Origin of the sequence: Jeotgalicoccus coquinae (assembly GCF_014207425.1) — a bacterium.
GTDB lineage: Bacteria > Bacillota > Bacilli > Staphylococcales > Salinicoccaceae > Jeotgalicoccus > Jeotgalicoccus coquinae.
Map to the genome: position 1 here is coordinate 1,219,903 of NZ_JACHFF010000001.1, position 16,899 is coordinate 1,236,801.

Sequence of the window (16,899 nt, forward strand, 5' to 3'; positions counted from 1 at the left end):
GTATGACTAATTGCGAAGCGGTTTGCCCGTTTCAAGCATGTGACTGATACGTGCATATGTTTTCTCTTGTTTAAGCAGAGCCAGGAATCTTTCTCTTTCGAGCTTCTGCAGATAACGCTGATTAACGTACGTGTTGCGCGGTACATCCCCGCCCGATAATACTTCTGCAATCTTCAAAGTAATTTCATAATCATGATCACTGATAAAGTTTCCAAGACGCTGCGCATCAAGCATTCCTTCCGCCAGTGCTTTAAAGTCTCTGCCAAGTGCAATGTACTTAGCCTCAGGTTTAGGAATATAATTCATTTCCGATTCCAGACGCGCTTTATTCAGTGCAGCTTCCACACGTTTCTCAACGTTCAGAATAATTGAGTCTGTATCTCTTAAATAACCATATCTTTTCGCTTCATATGCGTTCGTCGATACTTTAGCCATACCGATATTTGTCAGTACTTCAGTCATCGACTGCTGTTTATCATCGTGTTTATGATTCGTGCTTAATATACGGTCTGACATCTCAGCAAGTCCGCCGCCGCTTGGCAGTAACCCTACACCCGTTTCAACCATACCGATGTATGTTTCGCTTGCTGCTACTACGAATGGCGAGTGAAGTACTAATTCACAGCCGCCTCCGAGTGCCTTGCCCTGAACAGCTGTAACAATCGGTTTCAGTGAATATTTCATACGGTTGAAACTTTCATGCAGCGTATCAATCGCAGGCCCGACTAATTCGTCGACTTTCTTCATTTCATGAGCTTTTTTCATCATGAACAGATTTGCCCCGACACTGAAGTTTCTGCCGTCTGCATATAGGACCATACTTGAAAAATCTTCACTCTCAAGCAGATCAACTGCTTCGATTAAATCCTTGGCGAAATCGTCGGAAATAATATTGTTGCCGCTCTGCAGTTTTAACAGCAGCTGATCCGCATTCACGACAGACAGATTGGAGTCCTCACGGTTCCAGATTTCACTTTCAATTAACTCACTGACCGATGCCACACGTTCAATAGATTCTCCATCTTCATAGAATCCTTCAGTGCGGTTTTCGATCCACTCCGGCAGTTCACCAAGCTCTTCTTTTATACGGTTTTTAACCCGTTCGAAGCCCATCATATCCCAAAGCTGGAACGGACCTTTTTTCCAGTTAAAGCCCCATACAAGCGCACGGTCAATATCCTTGTAGTCCGATGCTGCTTTGGGCACATTAAGTGCTGAATAGTAGAAGTTATTTCGCATCGTTTCCCACATGAATAATCCTGCTTCGTCATCAGCGTTGAAAATAACATCCATATTCGCTGTTAAATCTTTGCTGAATTTAGCAAGAACCGGGTATTGCGGTTTCGACTGTTCAACGTATTCATTGCTTTCAGGATTAAAGACGAGAATTTTATTCTTCTCTTTTTTATAGAACCCCTGCTTGGTTTTTCTGCCAAGCGCTCCTGATTCAACCAGTTTTTCAGCTGTTTTTGTACTCTTGAAGAATTTATCTTCACCGGGCACCTGCTGCATTCCTTTAGTTACAGTCACTGCAATATCGATTCCTACTAAATCACTTAAACCGTATGTTCCGGTACTTGGACGTCCGATCGCTCTGCCTGTTAATGCATCGGTATCTGAAATCGACATTCCCTGTTCCTCTGCACGGTGCATAATATCATTCATCGTCTGAGTCCCGATGCGGTTCGCGACAAATCCAGGTACGTCATTGGCAACAACCACACCTTTACCAAGTTTGCCTTCTGCAAACTCCTGAGCTGCTTTTACTGATTCCTCAGTTGTTTCTTTCAGCGGAATAATTTCAACCAGTTTCATAATACGCGGCGGATTGAAGAAGTGCATTCCGAAAAATCTTTGACGTTCTTCTTCATTGAATACTTTCGCGATGTATTCAATCGGAATCCCGGAAGTATTCGTTGCAAATAATGCATTATCTTTCGCCACAGCTTTAACTTGCTTCCATACGCTGTGCTTAATATCCAGCTCTTCTTTAACCGCTTCGATATAAATATCTGCGTCATCTTCACCCTGCAAATCTTCTTCGAAGTTGCCGTATGTTAAATTCGGAGCAAAGTTTAAATCAAACAGCTGAGGACGTTTTTTATCCGTAATCATTTCATAAGATTTCCTCGAAATTTTGTTTGGATCTTTTTCATCAATTGCTATATCGAGTATTTTTACTTTTAAGCCTGCATTAACGAGCAGGGCAGCAATCTGGCTGCCCATTACTCCCCCGCCAAGCACGGTCGCTTTTCTTATCGTCATGAAAAACCCTCCAAATTATTTTATCTTTATACTTTCCATACACTTTGTCTTTAAATAAATGCTGAATCGCCTGTTAACGCTCTGCCGATTACCAGTGCATTTATTTCGTGAGTGCCTTCATAAGTGTACACAGCTTCAGCATCGGAGAAGAATCTCGCAATATCATATTCTGCCAGAATACCGTTACCGCCGTGAATTCCGCGTCCCAGTGATACCGACTCGCGCAGTCTTAATGCATTCATCATTTTCGCTGTTGATGTTGCCACTTCATCGTACTCGCCGTTTTCTTGCATACGCGCAAGCTGTGCTGACATTGCTATTGCGTGTGCAAGGTTCCCCTGCATCATCGCAAGTTTTTCCTGTATCAGCTGATACTTGCTTATTTCTTTCCCGAACTGTTTGCGCTGTGTAACGTAATCAAGCGTTGCACGAAGCGCACCGGCCATCGCACCAGTTGCCATGTACGATACACCTGCACGAGTAGAGTAGAGGATTTTGGCAATATCTTTAAAGCTGTTAATATTCTGCAGTCTGTCTTCTTCTTTTACGACTACATTATCTAAACGGATATTAGTATTCGGAATAATTCTTAGTGCAATTTTATTTTCGATTACATCGATTTCGACCCCGTCCTGTTCAGGACGGATAATGAATCCTTTCGGCTTGCCTGTTTCTACATCTACTGCAAACAGAGGAATAACGTCCGAGACATTTGCTCCGCCAATCCATTTTTTCGCACCGTTAATGATCCAATTTTCTCCGTCGAACTTAGCTGTCGTTTCAAGACCGCCTGCAACGTCGGACCCGTGGTCCGGTTCTGTCAGTGCAAAACACGTTCTGAGCTCGTGGGATTGAAGTTTTGGCACATATTTAGCAATCTGCTCTTTTGAACCGCCGAATAAAAAAGCATTGTGTCCAAGCCCCTGGTGTACACCAAGTATTGTTACGAGTGATACGTCAAAACGTGCGATTGTATATGACATAAAGAACTGGAACAGCTGGCTCGGAGTTTTTGCACCTTCCCGGCCTTCAAATAATAATGGATTTCTGAAATAGTTCAGTTTCCCCATATCGTCGAAGAAGTCTTCAGGGACCGTTGCATTTGCCCAGTGATTGTTAATTGAATCACGGTATTTCGATTCAAGCAGATCGTCCAGCTGTTTTAGAAATTTAACTTCCCCTTCAGTAAGTTCCTTGGCATTATTTAAAATATCCTCAGGATATAATTCTTTCAGTATTTGCTCTTTTTCTGTCATAGTATTTCCCTCCGCTTTATATGATAACGCTTTCAATTAGAATTAAAATTTTTACGCTACACCGTTTTCTTTTGCTTTCTCATTCATTAAACGCTGAATTTCCAATCTGTCCGGTTTTGCCGTAGAGTTTAAAGGTATCTCTTTCATCTCAAGATATAATCTCGGAATCTTATACCCTGCAATACGTTCTCTGACATGCTTATCCAGGATTTCTTCGAAATTCTCAGTTTCCTCCGCCAGCACTATTGCCGCAGAAACTGACTCTCCGTATTCCGGGCTGTCATAGCCAACTACAATTGCCGTGCGTACCATTGGATGTTCGGACAGTGCCGCTTCAACTTCTGATGGCAGAACGTTTTCACCGCCGGTAATAATCAGTTCTTTCTTGCGGTTAACGATAAAGATATCTCCATCTTCATCTTTTTTAGCAAGATCCCCTGTGAGGAAATAACCGTTCTTGAAGACTTTAGCTGTTTCTTCAGGCTTATTCCAATAACCCGGTGTAACGTTTTTACCTTTAACTGCAAGTTCGCCGATTTCTCCGACTTCTACCTCATTGCCTTCATCATCCAGCAGCTTGCTTTCAACGTACATGATCGATTTCCCGATACTCATCGGTTTAACTTTTGAATTATGCGGAGTATTTACCATTGTCAGAGGCGCTTCTGTCAGACCGTAGCCGTTAATCAGTGTCTGTCCCATGCTTTCAAACTTCTTCTGTACAGCAGGCAGCGGTGATGAACCGCCCTGAATCAGATACTTAATGTTTTCAAAGTTTTTAATATCAAAGTTATCTGCAACCAGCATTCCGTAATACATCGTCGGAATCATAATCAGGTAATCCGGTTTAAATTTACTCATCAGCTCGTTCAGCTGTGCACCATCAAAGTAGCGGTGAAGTACGAGCGTTCCTCCTGCCATAATTAAAGGCAGTGCCGTATCATTCAGCCCAAGGACATGGAACGTCGGTGTTGAAATAATCGTCGTCTGATCACCCGTAACTTTGTACGTCAGAGCTGCATTAATAACGTTCGCTACAAACGATTCGTACGTAAACATTACCCCTTTTGGCAACCCTGTTGTTCCGCTCGTGTACATCAGTGCAGCCAGGTCTTCACTTTCAACATTAACCGTTTCAAATTCCCGGTGATTTTTCGGATTACAGATTTCATCGTACTCAGGTGAGTCGATATCCATATGAAGCAGTTCTTCCGGTGTGCCGGTCAAACTTTCTTTATGACGCAGCGAGTAAAAGATCATTTTCACTCCCGAGTCTGCAATGATACTTTGTATTTCTTTCGGTTTTAAACGCCAGTTAATCGGGAGGTAGACAGCACCCATCTTAAATGATGCGAACAGCAAGTCAAATATTGCCACGTCATTCGGTGCAAAAATACCGACCACATCTCCGCGTTTAATGCCTTGTTCCTGCATATAATTTGCCAGGTTATCAGCGCGTGCATTTAAGTCCTGATAAGACCACTGCGTTCCCTTCGCCGGATCAATAATTGCCGCTTTTACTTCATCATAGTCCGCTCTTGTTTTAATCCAATCATAATTCATTTACATCTTCCCCTTTGTTAATGATTATTTTTAATTGATTGCGCTAATTTCCCCCAGGTTTCCGTATACAGTTCGCTGTTGATTACTTTTAAATCTTTCGATATTAAAGGCTTAAAGTCCATCTGCGATAATACATCTTTATCAAGATCAAGCCCCGGAGCAATTTCAATCAGTTCCATTCCTTCTTCAGTCAGCTGAAACACTGCACGTTCAGTGACGTAATACACGTCCTGGCCAAGCTTCCTTGAATAGCCGGCATTGAAGTCCAAGCTCTGAACACTGTCGACAAACTTTTTGGAATGTCCTTCAGAATCGATTATCAGTTCATTATCTTCACAGTGCGACTTGCTCCCCACGACCATCGTTCCTGAAAAGATTAATGTTTTAATTGTCTGGCTGATATCGATAAAACCGCCGCTGCCATTCATTCTATCTCCAAATTTAGAGACATTGACGTTGCCTGAGCTGTCAATTTCAGCGAAACTTAAAAATGCAATATCGAGTCCCCCATTAAAGATAAAGTCCCATGTCATATCATGACGCATTCTCGCATCGAGATTGTAATTCATGCCAAAGTGATTACCGCTGCCGATTATTCCCCCAAATATACCGGTATCGATATTCAATTTAACCAGTGAATCTGCACTCTCTTCGCGCAGCACATTAGATAACTCATTATTAATTCCGTAGCCGATGCTGACAGCATGACCGGATTTTAAAAACTGTGCTGAGCGCCGCAATATAATTTTTCTGGAACCAAACTCCAGAAATTCCTCCTTACTCTGTGTAATTCTGTGATGGCCGGATAAAGCGGGATCATAATATGTCTGTATCACCTGCTTATGATATTTTGGATTTTTGTTTATGACAATATAATCGACAAGCTCCGAAGGTATAAATACATCACGCGGATTGAAACTCCCCTTTTCAATTAGCTCTTTCACCTGAACGATTACTTTGCCGCCATTTTGTCTTGCAGCAGAAGCAGCACTGAATCCTTCACCGAGATGAGACTCATGATTCATATAGATGTTTCCATTCTCGTCGGCATATGTCCCTCTTAACAGAGCAACATCAATTTTTGGAAAGTCGTAATGTAGATACTCCTCATTATTAATTTCCATTAAAGAAACTAAATTATCACGAGTCACATCATTCACTTTTCCGCCGGACATTCGTGGATCCACAACCGTATTTAATCCGATTTTAGTAATTATCCCAGGTGAAGAAGAAGCCTGTTCGCGGTAAGAAGTTGCGATGACACCCTGCGGCAGAAAGTAAGCTTCAATTTCGTTATTTTTAATCGCTTCAACCGTTACAGGAGAAGCAATTACAAGGCTTGCTATAATTCTTTTTACCATGCCGCGCGATACGAAAGAATCAAGGTCAAACCCGTCATCAAAATCGCTGATATCATTAGACACAACAAAAGTTAAATTGTCAGTTTTGCCATCTTCGTCATACTGCTCTGCCAGATATTTCAGCACTTCCATAGGCAGATTTCCTGCGGACAAAGCAGCTATTGCAATAACGTCGCCGCTTTTAACAATATTTCTTAAATCATTATATGAAATAATTTCCATATTCTATTCTCCCGACATTGTTATATTCAGTTAATCTTCTGCATATAACCCTTTCTTTATTTATCCCCTTCACTTTTTTAAATGTATCATCATGTTTACAAAATGTAAACGGTTTCATTTCAATATTTTAAAATGAATTACATTATATAATTTCACACTTACTATTAGTATCAGATACTATTAATTAGTCTGTAAACGCTGATATCATTGATACATAAAGGTTTTAAGATATTTAATGACAATTAGTATTCAGAAAATATTACAACTTTAAAAGTGAAATATTTATCGCTTGACTTTTATTTAAAAAAATGGCCAATTACTATAAACTGGTCCGTCCACTTTAAAAAACTTCTCATTAAAAATCAATGAGCATCAAAATAAAAATCCCCTCGCGGGCTTCAGCAAAAATCACTGAAACCCAAGAGGGGTTAAATTAGCATTGATTCGATATTACTTCACTATATATGTAACGGATGATAAGGGATTCGAACCCTTGAAACGAGTTAACGTTTACACGCTTTCCAAGCGTGCGCCTTCAGCCGCTCGGCCAATCATCCAGAATAAAAAAACAGAAGTGCGATTACACTTCTGAGTATGACCCGTACGGGACTCGAACCCGTGTTACCGCCGTGAAAGGGCGGTGTCTTAACCGCTTGACCAACGGGCCATGGCTCCACAGGTAGGACTCGAACCTACGACCGATCGGTTAACAGCCGATAGCTCTACCACTGAGCTACTGTGGAATAATAATGGAGCGGGTAGACGGGATCGAACCGACAACATCAGCTTGGAAGGCTGAGGTTATACCATTTAACTATACCCGCAAAGGTAATAAAGTAAATATGGTTCAGGACGGAATCGAACCGCCGACACTGTGAGCTTCAATCACATGCTCTACCAACTGAGCTACTGAACCTTAATTTATGAAATTTTTAATGGCGGTCCCGACGGGAATCGAACCCGCGATCTCCTGCGTGACAGGCAGGCATGTTAACCGCTACACCACGGGACCACTGCTATGTATAAATTAAAAAAATTGCGGGAGAAGGATTCGAACCTCCGACCTCCGGGTTATGAGCCCGACGAGCTACCACTGCTCCATCCCGCGCCAATATTATTTAACATATATTTAATGTCTGTTATATATACTATAGGTTTCAGGCGTATATTTCAAGTCTTTTTAACCATTTTCATATGACAAATTTACACTTTATTAATTATTCCACCTAAAAGAATGAGTTCTTGTTTCAAGGGTATTAGTATTATAAATGATTAAAGGAGGAATTGCATGACTGATAATACAAAAAATTCATACTGGTCCGCTTCAGTTGAACTTCCAAATTACCCGAAACTCGAAAGGAATATTACTTCCCAAATACTCATCGCCGGAGGAGGGATAAGCGGTTTAATGAATGCTTTTAAACTCGCTCTTAAGGGTTATGAAGTTACATTAATAGAAGGTAATGAATTAGTCAGCGGCACTACCGCCAATACAACTGCAAGAATAACTGCCCAGCAGGGCTTGTTATACAGTCAGTTAAAAAGTCAGAAAGACGGCAACTCTGCGCAGGTTTACTACGAGTCTCAAATGAGTGCGATTAAGGAAATAGAAAATATTATAGAAAAATATAATATAGACTGTGATTTCAAACGGGTGGACAACGTGATCTATGCTGAACATGAAAAATCATTAAAGAATCTCGAGAAAGAAGCGAAGGTCTATAAGGAACTCTCAATCGACGGTTATCTTTCCACTGATACAAACCAACTTCCCTTTGAAACTGCCGGACAGCTGGTTATGAAAAATCAGGCTGAGTTCCATCCTCTTAAATTTTTAAAAGGAATTATAGAAGTACTGCGGGAATTAAATGTCACAATTTATGAACACACCCGCGGCAAAAACACTGACGGCAATACACTGTTCACAACTGATGACTTCAGCATAGATTTTGAACAGCTGATTATTGCCACACATTTTCCATTTCTCGATATTGAAAACTTTTACTTTAACAGTTTCAAAATCAGTTATGGTTACGCTCTCGTTGCAGAGACATCCACACCAATACCGGAAAACCTTTCTCTCAATGGTTATGACGGTGCCCGGTTGTCAATCAGAAATATCGTAAAACCCGACAGCAACTTGCCTGTACTGCTTTTCGGCGGTCTCGGCCATGGTTCATATGAAAAGAGAGAGATGACTAAGCAGCTTAAAGAACTTGAACATTACGCAGGACAGAAAACTGTAAATGAAAAAACTTTATATGCGTACCGCGCACAGGATTTAATGACTGCTGATTCCCTTCCCTTCATAGGTTATTTCAACAAAAAATATGATAACTATTTTATTGCTTCGGGATTTAATAAATATGGCATGGCAAACGGTGTGCTTTCATCGATGATCATCAGTGATTTAATAGATGGCAAAAATAATGTGTATAAAGATCTTGTCGATCCCAACCGTAAAAAAGGTACTTTCCAGCAGTTGAAGCAGCACTTAACAAATCCGCTTCATATCGGTGAAGCAGAAATTAAAAATATGGCTGAAGCACATCCGGATCTCGATGAACTGGATCTCAGCCCCGGTGAAGGTACGGTCGCAAAAGATGGAATATCCAAAAAAGGTGTTTACCGCGAAGATGATAATTATTATGTCGTCTCCAACCGCTGTACACATATGGGCTGCAGTCTAAACTGGAATAATGATGATAAGACATGGGATTGTCCATGTCACGGATCGAGATTTAATTACACTGGAAAAGTAATTGAAGGCCCTGCCACAGATGATCTCGATGCTGATATCAGACCAAATAAAAAATAATAGACTGTCATTGCCTGCTGCATAAATTTTGCCAGTCCATCGCCAAATTTATCAATATTTTTAGTAAATCTTTCATCTTCCACATACATATCACCAAGACCTTTAAACATTTCCGGACTATATTCCCCTATTTCATTTAAGAATTCATACCATTCATGGATATGATACTGAGCTTCTTTTGAATCAGGTGATGTATGTCTCACCTTGGCAAGTTTTGTATAAATCTCATTAAATCTGCGTTCTGTTTCTTCAGATCCCATTTGTTTTAATTTCCGGTTTGAATCATCAACAGCTTTACTGCCCCATTTTTTTCTCGCTTCTTCTTCATACGGATTCTGCGAAAAATCCACACCTTCGAATTTTTCCTCATTCGTCATTCTAATCTCACCCTTATCATCTTTAATCGTGTTATCGATCAGCTGCAGAATATCATCGAGCCTCGCCAGTTCTTTTAATATAATGTCTCTTTGCACCTGAAGCGCTTCTTGTTTTTCATAATCCGGACTGTCCATAATTTCTTTAATCTGTTTCAGTTTAAAATTCAGCTGCCTGAAAAACAGTATCTGCTGCAGCTGTGAAACATCTTCATCTGAATAGTTACGATAACCGTTCTCCTGATCTATTGCCGGAGTCAGCAGGCCAATTTTATCGTAATGATGCAGTGTTCTGACACTCACTCCTGCAATCTCAGCAAGCTCTTTCACTTTCATATCTTCACCTCTTAATTTTGATTATAAACTATGACGTTACGTGATGGTAAACTTCAAATTTATAATTGTCATCATCGGGTATAAACTATAATATAGAAGTAATATCTACTATATGAGGATGATAAAAATGGCATCGCAAAACGACAGAAAAAATAACAAATTTGTCAGACCGAGACATTTAAAGAAATTGGGGCTTCCGGGAATGCTTGTTATTCTGGCACTGTTTATCGGAGTGACAGTGTACAATGATAATTTTGCGGGGGAAGAAAGCGGCGGAGAAGCTTCAGCGGAGAATGAAGTGACTGTCGACCAGCATATTGACGGAGATACGACGCGTTTCAATTACAACGGCAGTTCAGAGAGTTTCAGATACTTAATTATAAACACTCCGGAAATTGGCAGAGACGGTGAACAGGATGAGCCCTATGCACAGGAAGCTTTCGAGCGTACGCAGAAACTGCTGGATAATGCCGGTACAATTACCGTAGAGTTCGATGAAGAGAAACAGGATCACTATGACCGTTACTTAGCTTATGTTTATGCAGATGGTGAAATGATCAATGAAACTCTCGTCAGAGAAGGTCTGGCCTCAGTGGATTATGTCCACCCGCCTAACGATAAATACGAAGACCTGCTGAGAGATGCAGAAGATAAAGCTAAAAGTGAAGGTGCCGGCATGTGGTCGGAATAATATAAAAAAACAGGGAATCCCGGTCGGGATTCCCTGTTTTAATTTTTAAGCTTCAACTTTATTGTCTGATTCTATCCAGTCCTGCGACCATTTCTCAATATCTTTTAACACAGGTTCAAGTGAGAGACCTTTTTCCGTTAAAGAATATTTGATAACAACCGGCGTTTCCGGAATAACTTCCCGATTGATGAGGCCTTCCTGTTCCATGCTTTTCAGGCGATCTGATAATACTTTACCGCTGACACCTGTCGCTGTCTGAATTTCCCCGAATCTGGAATTGCCATCCAGCATCTGATAAATAAGCAGAGCAGTCCATCTTTGGCTTAATATATTTACCGCTTTTTCAAAGCGCGGACACATTTCATTTTGTGACATGGCTATCACTCCTTATTGAAATATAATACCACAAAAATACATCTATTAAAAGTAAAACATATTACTTGTCATAACCAAATATTCATTATATACTTAGTTACATTAAGTTACCAAATAGGAGGATTATTATGGCATTTCATAATAAAAACGCAACATATGTAGAAACAGTATCACTAAACATTAAAGATTTAAATCGTTCTATAGATTTCTATACAAAAATCATCGGCCTCTCTGTAAAAGAACAGAATCCTACTCATGCTGAACTGACTGCAGACGGAGAAAATGTACTGCTTATCTTGAATCAGGTTGATAAAGAACGCACACACCGCCGTGCCAGCGGTCTGTATCACTTCGCTCTCCTTCTCCCGACAAGAGAAGACCTTGCATTAATTACAATGCATCTTGCAGCAAACAGAATACCTTTAGGTTCTGCAGATCACCACGTAAGTGAAGCTCTTTACTTAGATGATCCGGACGGCAACGGTATTGAAATTTATATCGACAGAGAGCCGGAACATTGGATTTGGAATGACGGCCAGGTACACATGGTTACTGAACCGCTGAATGCAGAAGATTTGCTGAAAGACAGACCGGACCCTTCAGACTTTAAAGGACTGCCAAAAGATACTATAATCGGTCACATTCACCTTCATGTAAACGACCTTCAGAAAAATGATGAGTTTTACACAGAAGGACTTGGTTTCGAAGTGATTCTCAACTTCGGCGGTCAGGCATTATTTATGGCAACTGAGAAATATCATCACCATATCGCAGCGAATATCTGGAACGGACTTGGCGCACCGGCTCCAGAAAAAGGCAGTATCGGTCTTGATTACTACACTGTAATATATCCATCTAACGAAGCATTAAACAAAGCTGTATCAAGACTTACGGAACTCGGCTTCACTGCTCAACAGGAAGAAGGATACGTTCTGACAGCTGACCCTTCAGGCAGCCATATCAGAATGCAGACACATAAAAGTCACAATTAATTGAAAGAGATTCTCAATTAGGCTTGACTCATTCTCAATAAGTATTGTATATTAGTAATTGAAAATGATTATCAGTTAGAAATTAATAGGCCCCCTCTTATTAATAAAAAATCATTTTCAGCTACTTTAATCTAATGTACGCACATTTATAAAGCCATACCCAGACCCAGGGTATGGCTTTTTTAATTTACTTGTTTACAATGGCAGTAGCCACTCAAGAAAAGAGGATTCTCTATGACTTTTAAATCAAAGATTGATTTTTCCTTCAGTATTATGATGATTATCTCTATTGCTGCTGTTGCAGCAGCAGGATTTTTCCCATTCTTTCTGGATAATCCGGTACCATTGTCGGCTGCTGTTATAATTTTTGTAATTATCATACCGATTATTCTGCTGCTTATATTGATGACTTTTAATACCCGATATACTTTTCACGATGATTATCTGCATGCAAAATCTGTAATTTTCGGCAGCAAAATCCCTTACAGAGATATTTTCAAAGTGCATCCGACTTCAAACTTCATCTCCGGTTACCGGATGATGACTTCTAAAGACGGCATCGAGATCCATTCGAGGAGCATTGCTTTCGGCAGCTTAAGAATTTCTCCCGAGAATAAATCTTTATTCATCGAAGAACTAAAGAAACGTGCTCCTCATGCCGATTATCAGGATATTTAAGCATAAAAAAAGAGACAGCCTAGGCTGTCTCTTGAAAGCTTTATATTAAACCGTAGTGACGTTAGTAGCTTGTGGGCCACGTTGTCCTTCTTCGATTTCAAAGTTAACTTTTTGTCCTTCTTCTAATGATTTGTAACCATCAGCCTGGATTGCTGAGAAGTGTACGAATACGTCGTCTCCAGCTTCCTGTTCGATAAATCCAAATCCTTTTTCTGAGTTAAACCATTTTACTGTTCCTTCGTTCATAGAAAAAACCTCCTAGTGCTTTTGCACTTAAATATTTGCAATTGTTAATGTAAAAATTTTAAGAGTTTTTCAAACGAATGAAACAATTAAAATATTTGTTGATTAAGAACTACCTTTTATATACTACAGTGCTTTTCATCATATGTCAACACTTTACGAAAAAGTATTTTTAATTTCTTTTGTAAAACTTACTCCAGCTCTTCCGGATAAACGAATCCGCGGTCTCTTTTCAGAGTTTCTTCGATTCCTTTAACAACAGTCTGGACATCTTCCGGATTGAATAAATCCATCTTATCAATGTCGATGACGTAAACAGGAGAAATGTTTTTGCTGTTGTACTCAGTAATAAATTCATTCTCATACAGATTATAAAGATCCTGATAATACTTATAAAGTCCCGGATTGCCTTCAATCTGTTCGAAGTCTCTGCCGCGGCGTTTAATTCTTCTCATTACTTCTTCAAATGAACCGTGAACCATAACCATCAGGTCCGGAGATTTCTTGAACAGCACCTGCTGTTTGTATAAATCATTCAGTTCTTCCATCATGTTCTCATGCAGATCCAGGTATGTTTCATATTCAGCTTCATCCATCGAGCCATTTTCATATTGAAGTCTTGCAAAAATCATTGCATCTTCATATATAGAACGATCCAGCACTGAGTTTGGGTGTGCCATTGCTTTCTTAATTGCTTTGAATCTGTGGTTCAGGAAAAATACCTGAAGGTGGAAACTGTATCTTTCCGGCTCCTCATAGTATTTCGCCAGGAATGGGTTGCCATCAACTTTTTCTTCGAGTAATTCAACGTCGAAGTGTTTTGCGATAACTTTACCCCACTCTGTTTTACCTGCTCCTATTGTTCCTGCTAATGTAATCAATTTACCGTCACCTTTTCTGTGGTTCATTTTATTCACCAAATTTATAATTTTTTTCTTATACTTATTTAAATGATATTTATCTTTATGTATCAAAATTAAGCCTTCACTATTTTAACAGAAAAACTGCATAAAACTACCACTTAATTTTGGCAATTCCCGTACTATGTCACTTTTTGCTCTTATCATTATAAAAGAACCTTTTATTTTCTACTAAATAAGCAAAATTACTCTTTTTGTATACATGACAAGCATTTAATTTCCGGCCCGTGAGTTATTCATAATACACTTGTATTAACGTAATGAAAGGGGCAACAGTGATTATGAAACCATACTACAGCGACGTGCTCCAGTTCAGAGGCAGTCATTATGATTTCGGGCATTTCCAAGGAGAGAAGCTGAAAGACTCCCCTATTCTGCCAAATCGTGAAAGGCAGTGGCGTCCGAGAGAGAAGCGTCATTTTATCGTTGATTCTGAAATTTCAATGGCGATGCTGGATAAGCTCGCCCCTCAAGTGCTGGATGAAATTCAGGGACTTGCCGATGCGCTGGAACTCGATATCACAGAAGCATTTAAAAAGTTCGGCGGCTATTATTTAGAGCTGACACGGAGCGGCTGTTCTATTTTTACCAACAATGATTTTTTCGTCCGAAATTATGACAGCCATCCCCGCGGCTACGAAGGACGTTATATATTTTATCAGCCGACAGATCGAGGCTATGCTTTTATGGGTCCGACGATGCAGATCACAGGACGGATTGACGGCATGAATGAGAAGGGTCTCGTTATCGGCTATAACTTTACTCACACTAAAAAATCTGCAGACGGATTTATGTGCAGTATGATTGCAAGGCTTGTTCTGGAAACATGTGCAAATACCGACGAAGCAGTCACACTGCTGAAAGAAATACCCCACAGGCATTCGTTCAGCTATGTTGTACAGGACCAAAGAGGTATTCCTTATGTTATAGAAGCATCACCAAGGAACGTCGCTGTCAGACAGTCTAATATATGTACAAATCACTTCCATATGCTGCAGGAAGAAAACCGCTACAGACAGGAAGAATCACTTCAGCGTGAACAAAACATCATGAACAAACAGCAAAATACGAGTAAACCTTATGATGCCTTTAAAATCATGAACAGTCTTAATGAAGGTATTGCATCAACCAAATACGATGCATCTGCCGGAACAATTCATACGTCGGTCTATCTGCCGAAGGAATTAAAAGCATTATTTGTTATTGGTCTGGACAGGAAACCAGTTATTTTTGATTTTAATAAATGGCTGCAGGGAGAAGATATTAAGATTACGAAGATTAAAGGTGAGCTGGACTTTGATAAACCTTTTGTTAATATGGAATGAGCTGTTAATACAGTGTAAACATTCAATATTAGATGGGCCGGTGATTACTTTTGAATGAAGAACTTCTTATATTATTTCTCATCGTCATCATAGCTTCGTCACTGCAGACAAGCACCGGGTACGGATTTTCAATTGTCGGCACACCTTTTTTGCTGATGGTGTTCCCATTTCATGAAGCAATTCAGATTAACATTATCCTTTCAATTTGTTTATCATCGGTGATGATTTATAACATACGAAAAGAAATTGATTTAGAACTGCTTAAAAAATTAATATACGGCAGTCCGATTGGACTCTTTGCCGGAATTCTTATATACCTGTATATGGATACAGGATTTATTAAACTCAGTGTCGGGATTATCGTGCTGATTCTAACTATACTTTTAATCAGTAACTTCACGTTAAAAAGAACAGGGCTTAAAGACTATACAGCGGGCGGACTGTCAGGACTGCTGACAACGAGTATCGGCGTTCCAGGTCCACCACTGCTGCTGTATTTTTCAGGTGTACGGATAGACAAAACTATATTACGCAGCACAACGCTTGCCTTCTACCTATTCGCTTATACAGTGAGCTTAATCATGCAAATAACATTCGGCGGGACGAACACAGAAATATGGCTATCATCCGCTCTTGCCCTCCCTGCGCTCTTTTTAGGCGTAGTTATCGGCCAGCTGGTTTTCAAAAAAATTACCCAGAAAGTATTCTTAAATATTACTTATATAATTTTGATATTTACAGGAATATATTTAGTAATTACGAGTATATGAAGATATAATCTTTTAAATTTCTTGAAAAAATTCTTTTTTTCTGTTTGAGATATTTAAAGTGGGGAGAACTTAACTAAGTCTTAATTTAGGAGGGTGTTTATGAAAGCATTAGATACTATTGCTCTAATCCTTTTAATTGTTGGCGGATTGAACTGGCTGCTTGTCGGACTTTTTGAATTCGATTTAGTAGCGACTATTTTTGGCGGACAGGAAGAATTACTGTCTAAAATTGTTTATGTTTTAGTTGGTCTTTCAGCCTTATACTGTCTCAAGTTCTTCGGCTTAATTAATGCACCAAGAGTAACTGACAGAACACATGATAGAACGACTGACAGAACAGATGTAAGATAAGACCAATTTACAGAAAAAATAAACCGCCTTTCTCAGGCGGTTTATTTATTTATATCAGCAGAAATCCAGTGTATTAAATAAGAGGTTTAACAACCTTCTCTTCCCAGATTGGCTTATTAGATTTTATAAATAAAATTAGATCATCTTCATCTTTAAAAATTGTCTCATCGCGATCGATACTGTTAAAAGATGCGATGGTTAAACGATAACCGAGAATCGGGCGTTTGGATATAGTGTATTCGTGTCGCTCTGTAGAAAAAGTGATCTCATCGTCCGTAGACTCTACGACTACCCAGTATTTCGAATTAATTAAACTTAAAATGTTCTTCACATGGTTCCCCCTCTATCATATGAATTAA

The 16,899-nt window shown here is 39.7% G+C and carries 16 protein-coding genes and 7 tRNA genes; 7 read left to right on the forward strand and 16 right to left on the reverse strand.

Annotation, left to right across the window (positions count from 1 at the left end; translation table 11 throughout):
- Positions 1–6: 6 nt before the first annotated feature.
- From fadB to HNR41_RS05970, 11 genes are all read right to left on the reverse strand, one after another.
- Positions 7–2,265, reverse strand: a complete 2,259-nt coding sequence (gene fadB / locus HNR41_RS05920) for a 3-hydroxyacyl-CoA dehydrogenase/crotonase FadB (RefSeq protein WP_184282652.1) — start codon at positions 2,263–2,265, stop codon at positions 7–9.
- A 50-nt stretch (positions 2,266–2,315) separates the two neighbouring features.
- Positions 2,316–3,521: an acyl-CoA dehydrogenase FadE gene (gene fadE, locus HNR41_RS05925; RefSeq protein WP_184282653.1), complete on the reverse strand. Its 1,206-nt coding sequence runs from the start codon at positions 3,519–3,521 to the stop codon at positions 2,316–2,318.
- A gap of 51 nt (positions 3,522–3,572) precedes the next feature.
- Positions 3,573–5,084: a long-chain-fatty-acid--CoA ligase FadD gene (gene fadD / locus HNR41_RS05930; protein ID WP_184282655.1), complete on the reverse strand. Its 1,512-nt coding sequence runs from the start codon at positions 5,082–5,084 to the stop codon at positions 3,573–3,575.
- 17 nt (positions 5,085–5,101) lie between these two features.
- Entirely contained in the window at positions 5,102–6,667 is a 1,566-nt protein-coding gene (gene fadX, locus HNR41_RS05935; protein ID WP_184282657.1) for a fatty acid degradation protein FadX, read from the reverse strand.
- A gap of 470 nt (positions 6,668–7,137) precedes the next feature.
- Positions 7,138–7,224: transfer RNA gene (locus tag HNR41_RS05940), tRNA-Ser, on the reverse strand.
- A 38-nt stretch (positions 7,225–7,262) separates the two neighbouring features.
- A tRNA-Glu gene (locus HNR41_RS05945) sits at positions 7,263–7,334 on the reverse strand.
- A gap of 1 nt (position 7,335) precedes the next feature.
- Positions 7,336–7,410: transfer RNA gene (locus tag HNR41_RS05950), tRNA-Asn, on the reverse strand.
- 7 nt (positions 7,411–7,417) lie between these two features.
- Positions 7,418–7,491: transfer RNA gene (locus HNR41_RS05955), tRNA-Gly, on the reverse strand.
- Positions 7,492–7,510: 19 nt separating this feature from the next.
- Positions 7,511–7,583: transfer RNA gene (locus HNR41_RS05960), tRNA-Phe, on the reverse strand.
- A 20-nt stretch (positions 7,584–7,603) separates the two neighbouring features.
- Positions 7,604–7,679 (reverse strand) — tRNA-Asp (locus HNR41_RS05965).
- Positions 7,680–7,703: 24 nt separating this feature from the next.
- A tRNA-Met gene (locus tag HNR41_RS05970) sits at positions 7,704–7,775 on the reverse strand.
- A 180-nt stretch (positions 7,776–7,955) separates the two neighbouring features.
- Here HNR41_RS05970 and HNR41_RS05975 point away from each other — a divergent pair.
- Entirely contained in the window at positions 7,956–9,485 is a 1,530-nt protein-coding gene (locus HNR41_RS05975; RefSeq protein ID WP_260399576.1) for an FAD-dependent oxidoreductase, read from the forward strand.
- Here HNR41_RS05975 and HNR41_RS05980 read toward each other — a convergent pair.
- Positions 9,413–10,195: a MerR family transcriptional regulator gene (locus HNR41_RS05980; RefSeq protein ID WP_184282661.1), complete on the reverse strand. Its 783-nt coding sequence runs from the start codon at positions 10,193–10,195 to the stop codon at positions 9,413–9,415. The genes HNR41_RS05975 and HNR41_RS05980 overlap by 73 nt on opposite strands.
- A gap of 127 nt (positions 10,196–10,322) precedes the next feature.
- On the opposite strand from HNR41_RS05980, the gene HNR41_RS05985 reads away from it, so the two are divergent.
- Positions 10,323–10,886 carry a thermonuclease family protein gene (locus tag HNR41_RS05985; RefSeq protein ID WP_184282663.1) on the forward strand — a complete coding sequence of 188 codons (564 nt, stop codon included), beginning with the start codon at positions 10,323–10,325 and terminating at the stop codon, positions 10,884–10,886.
- A 45-nt stretch (positions 10,887–10,931) separates the two neighbouring features.
- Here HNR41_RS05985 and HNR41_RS05990 read toward each other — a convergent pair whose 3' ends face one another.
- Positions 10,932–11,261, reverse strand: a complete 330-nt coding sequence (locus HNR41_RS05990; protein WP_184282665.1) for a winged helix-turn-helix transcriptional regulator — start codon at positions 11,259–11,261, stop codon at positions 10,932–10,934.
- 128 nt (positions 11,262–11,389) lie between these two features.
- On the opposite strand from HNR41_RS05990, the gene HNR41_RS05995 reads away from it, so the two are divergent.
- Complete coding sequence (locus HNR41_RS05995) at positions 11,390–12,253, forward strand: VOC family protein (protein ID WP_184282667.1); 864 nt, start codon at positions 11,390–11,392, stop codon at positions 12,251–12,253.
- A 234-nt stretch (positions 12,254–12,487) separates the two neighbouring features.
- A complete protein-coding gene (locus HNR41_RS06000; RefSeq protein ID WP_184282668.1) occupies positions 12,488–12,931 on the forward strand; it encodes a PH domain-containing protein in 444 nt (147 codons plus the stop codon).
- Between the two features lie 45 nt (positions 12,932–12,976).
- Here the strand turns inward: HNR41_RS06000 and HNR41_RS06005 are convergent, their stop codons facing one another.
- Complete coding sequence (locus tag HNR41_RS06005) at positions 12,977–13,177, reverse strand: cold-shock protein (protein ID WP_026859579.1); 201 nt, start codon at positions 13,175–13,177, stop codon at positions 12,977–12,979.
- Between the two features lie 188 nt (positions 13,178–13,365).
- A complete protein-coding gene (locus HNR41_RS06010) occupies positions 13,366–14,082 on the reverse strand; it encodes a deoxynucleoside kinase (RefSeq protein ID WP_184282670.1) in 717 nt (238 codons plus the stop codon).
- A 293-nt stretch (positions 14,083–14,375) separates the two neighbouring features.
- Between HNR41_RS06010 and HNR41_RS06015 the strand changes: the two genes are divergently transcribed.
- From HNR41_RS06015 to HNR41_RS06025, 3 genes are all read left to right on the forward strand, one after another.
- Entirely contained in the window at positions 14,376–15,419 is a 1,044-nt protein-coding gene (locus tag HNR41_RS06015; RefSeq protein WP_184282910.1) for a C45 family autoproteolytic acyltransferase/hydrolase, read from the forward strand.
- Between the two features lie 50 nt (positions 15,420–15,469).
- Positions 15,470–16,189, forward strand: a complete 720-nt coding sequence (locus HNR41_RS06020; protein WP_184282672.1) for a sulfite exporter TauE/SafE family protein — start codon at positions 15,470–15,472, stop codon at positions 16,187–16,189.
- A 99-nt stretch (positions 16,190–16,288) separates the two neighbouring features.
- The gene (locus HNR41_RS06025) at positions 16,289–16,540 is read left to right on the forward strand and encodes a DUF378 domain-containing protein (RefSeq protein ID WP_184282674.1); all 252 of its coding nucleotides are present in this window, start codon (positions 16,289–16,291) and stop codon (positions 16,538–16,540) included.
- A gap of 73 nt (positions 16,541–16,613) precedes the next feature.
- On the opposite strand, the gene HNR41_RS06030 is transcribed toward HNR41_RS06025, so the two are convergent.
- Positions 16,614–16,871: a hypothetical protein gene (locus HNR41_RS06030; RefSeq protein WP_184282676.1), complete on the reverse strand. Its 258-nt coding sequence runs from the start codon at positions 16,869–16,871 to the stop codon at positions 16,614–16,616.
- Positions 16,872–16,899 lie beyond the last annotated feature (28 nt).

Excerpts from the sequence above, each read along its gene's own strand:
- HNR41_RS06025 (WP_184282674.1), top strand. The coding sequence starts at position 16,289 with ATGAAAGCATTAGATACTATTGCTCTAATCCTTTTAATTGTTGGCGGA.
- HNR41_RS05990 (WP_184282665.1), bottom strand. The coding sequence starts at position 11,261 with ATGTCACAAAATGAAATGTGTCCGCGCTTTGAAAAAGCGGTAAATATA.
- HNR41_RS05980 (WP_184282661.1), bottom strand. The coding sequence starts at position 10,195 with ATGAAAGTGAAAGAGCTTGCTGAGATTGCAGGAGTGAGTGTCAGAACA.
- HNR41_RS05985 (WP_184282663.1), top strand. The coding sequence starts at position 10,323 with ATGGCATCGCAAAACGACAGAAAAAATAACAAATTTGTCAGACCGAGA.
- HNR41_RS06000 (WP_184282668.1), top strand. The coding sequence starts at position 12,488 with ATGACTTTTAAATCAAAGATTGATTTTTCCTTCAGTATTATGATGATT.
- fadB (WP_184282652.1), bottom strand. The coding sequence starts at position 2,265 with ATGACGATAAGAAAAGCGACCGTGCTTGGCGGGGGAGTAATGGGCAGC.
- fadE (WP_184282653.1), bottom strand. The coding sequence starts at position 3,521 with ATGACAGAAAAAGAGCAAATACTGAAAGAATTATATCCTGAGGATATT.
- HNR41_RS05975 (WP_260399576.1), top strand. The coding sequence starts at position 7,956 with ATGACTGATAATACAAAAAATTCATACTGGTCCGCTTCAGTTGAACTT.
- HNR41_RS05995 (WP_184282667.1), top strand. The coding sequence starts at position 11,390 with ATGGCATTTCATAATAAAAACGCAACATATGTAGAAACAGTATCACTA.
- fadD (WP_184282655.1), bottom strand. The coding sequence starts at position 5,084 with ATGAATTATGATTGGATTAAAACAAGAGCGGACTATGATGAAGTAAAA.
- HNR41_RS06015 (WP_184282910.1), top strand. The coding sequence starts at position 14,376 with ATGAAACCATACTACAGCGACGTGCTCCAGTTCAGAGGCAGTCATTAT.
- HNR41_RS06010 (WP_184282670.1), bottom strand. The coding sequence starts at position 14,082 with ATGAACCACAGAAAAGGTGACGGTAAATTGATTACATTAGCAGGAACA.
- HNR41_RS06005 (WP_026859579.1), bottom strand. The coding sequence starts at position 13,177 with ATGAACGAAGGAACAGTAAAATGGTTTAACTCAGAAAAAGGATTTGGA.
- fadX (WP_184282657.1), bottom strand. The coding sequence starts at position 6,667 with ATGGAAATTATTTCATATAATGATTTAAGAAATATTGTTAAAAGCGGC.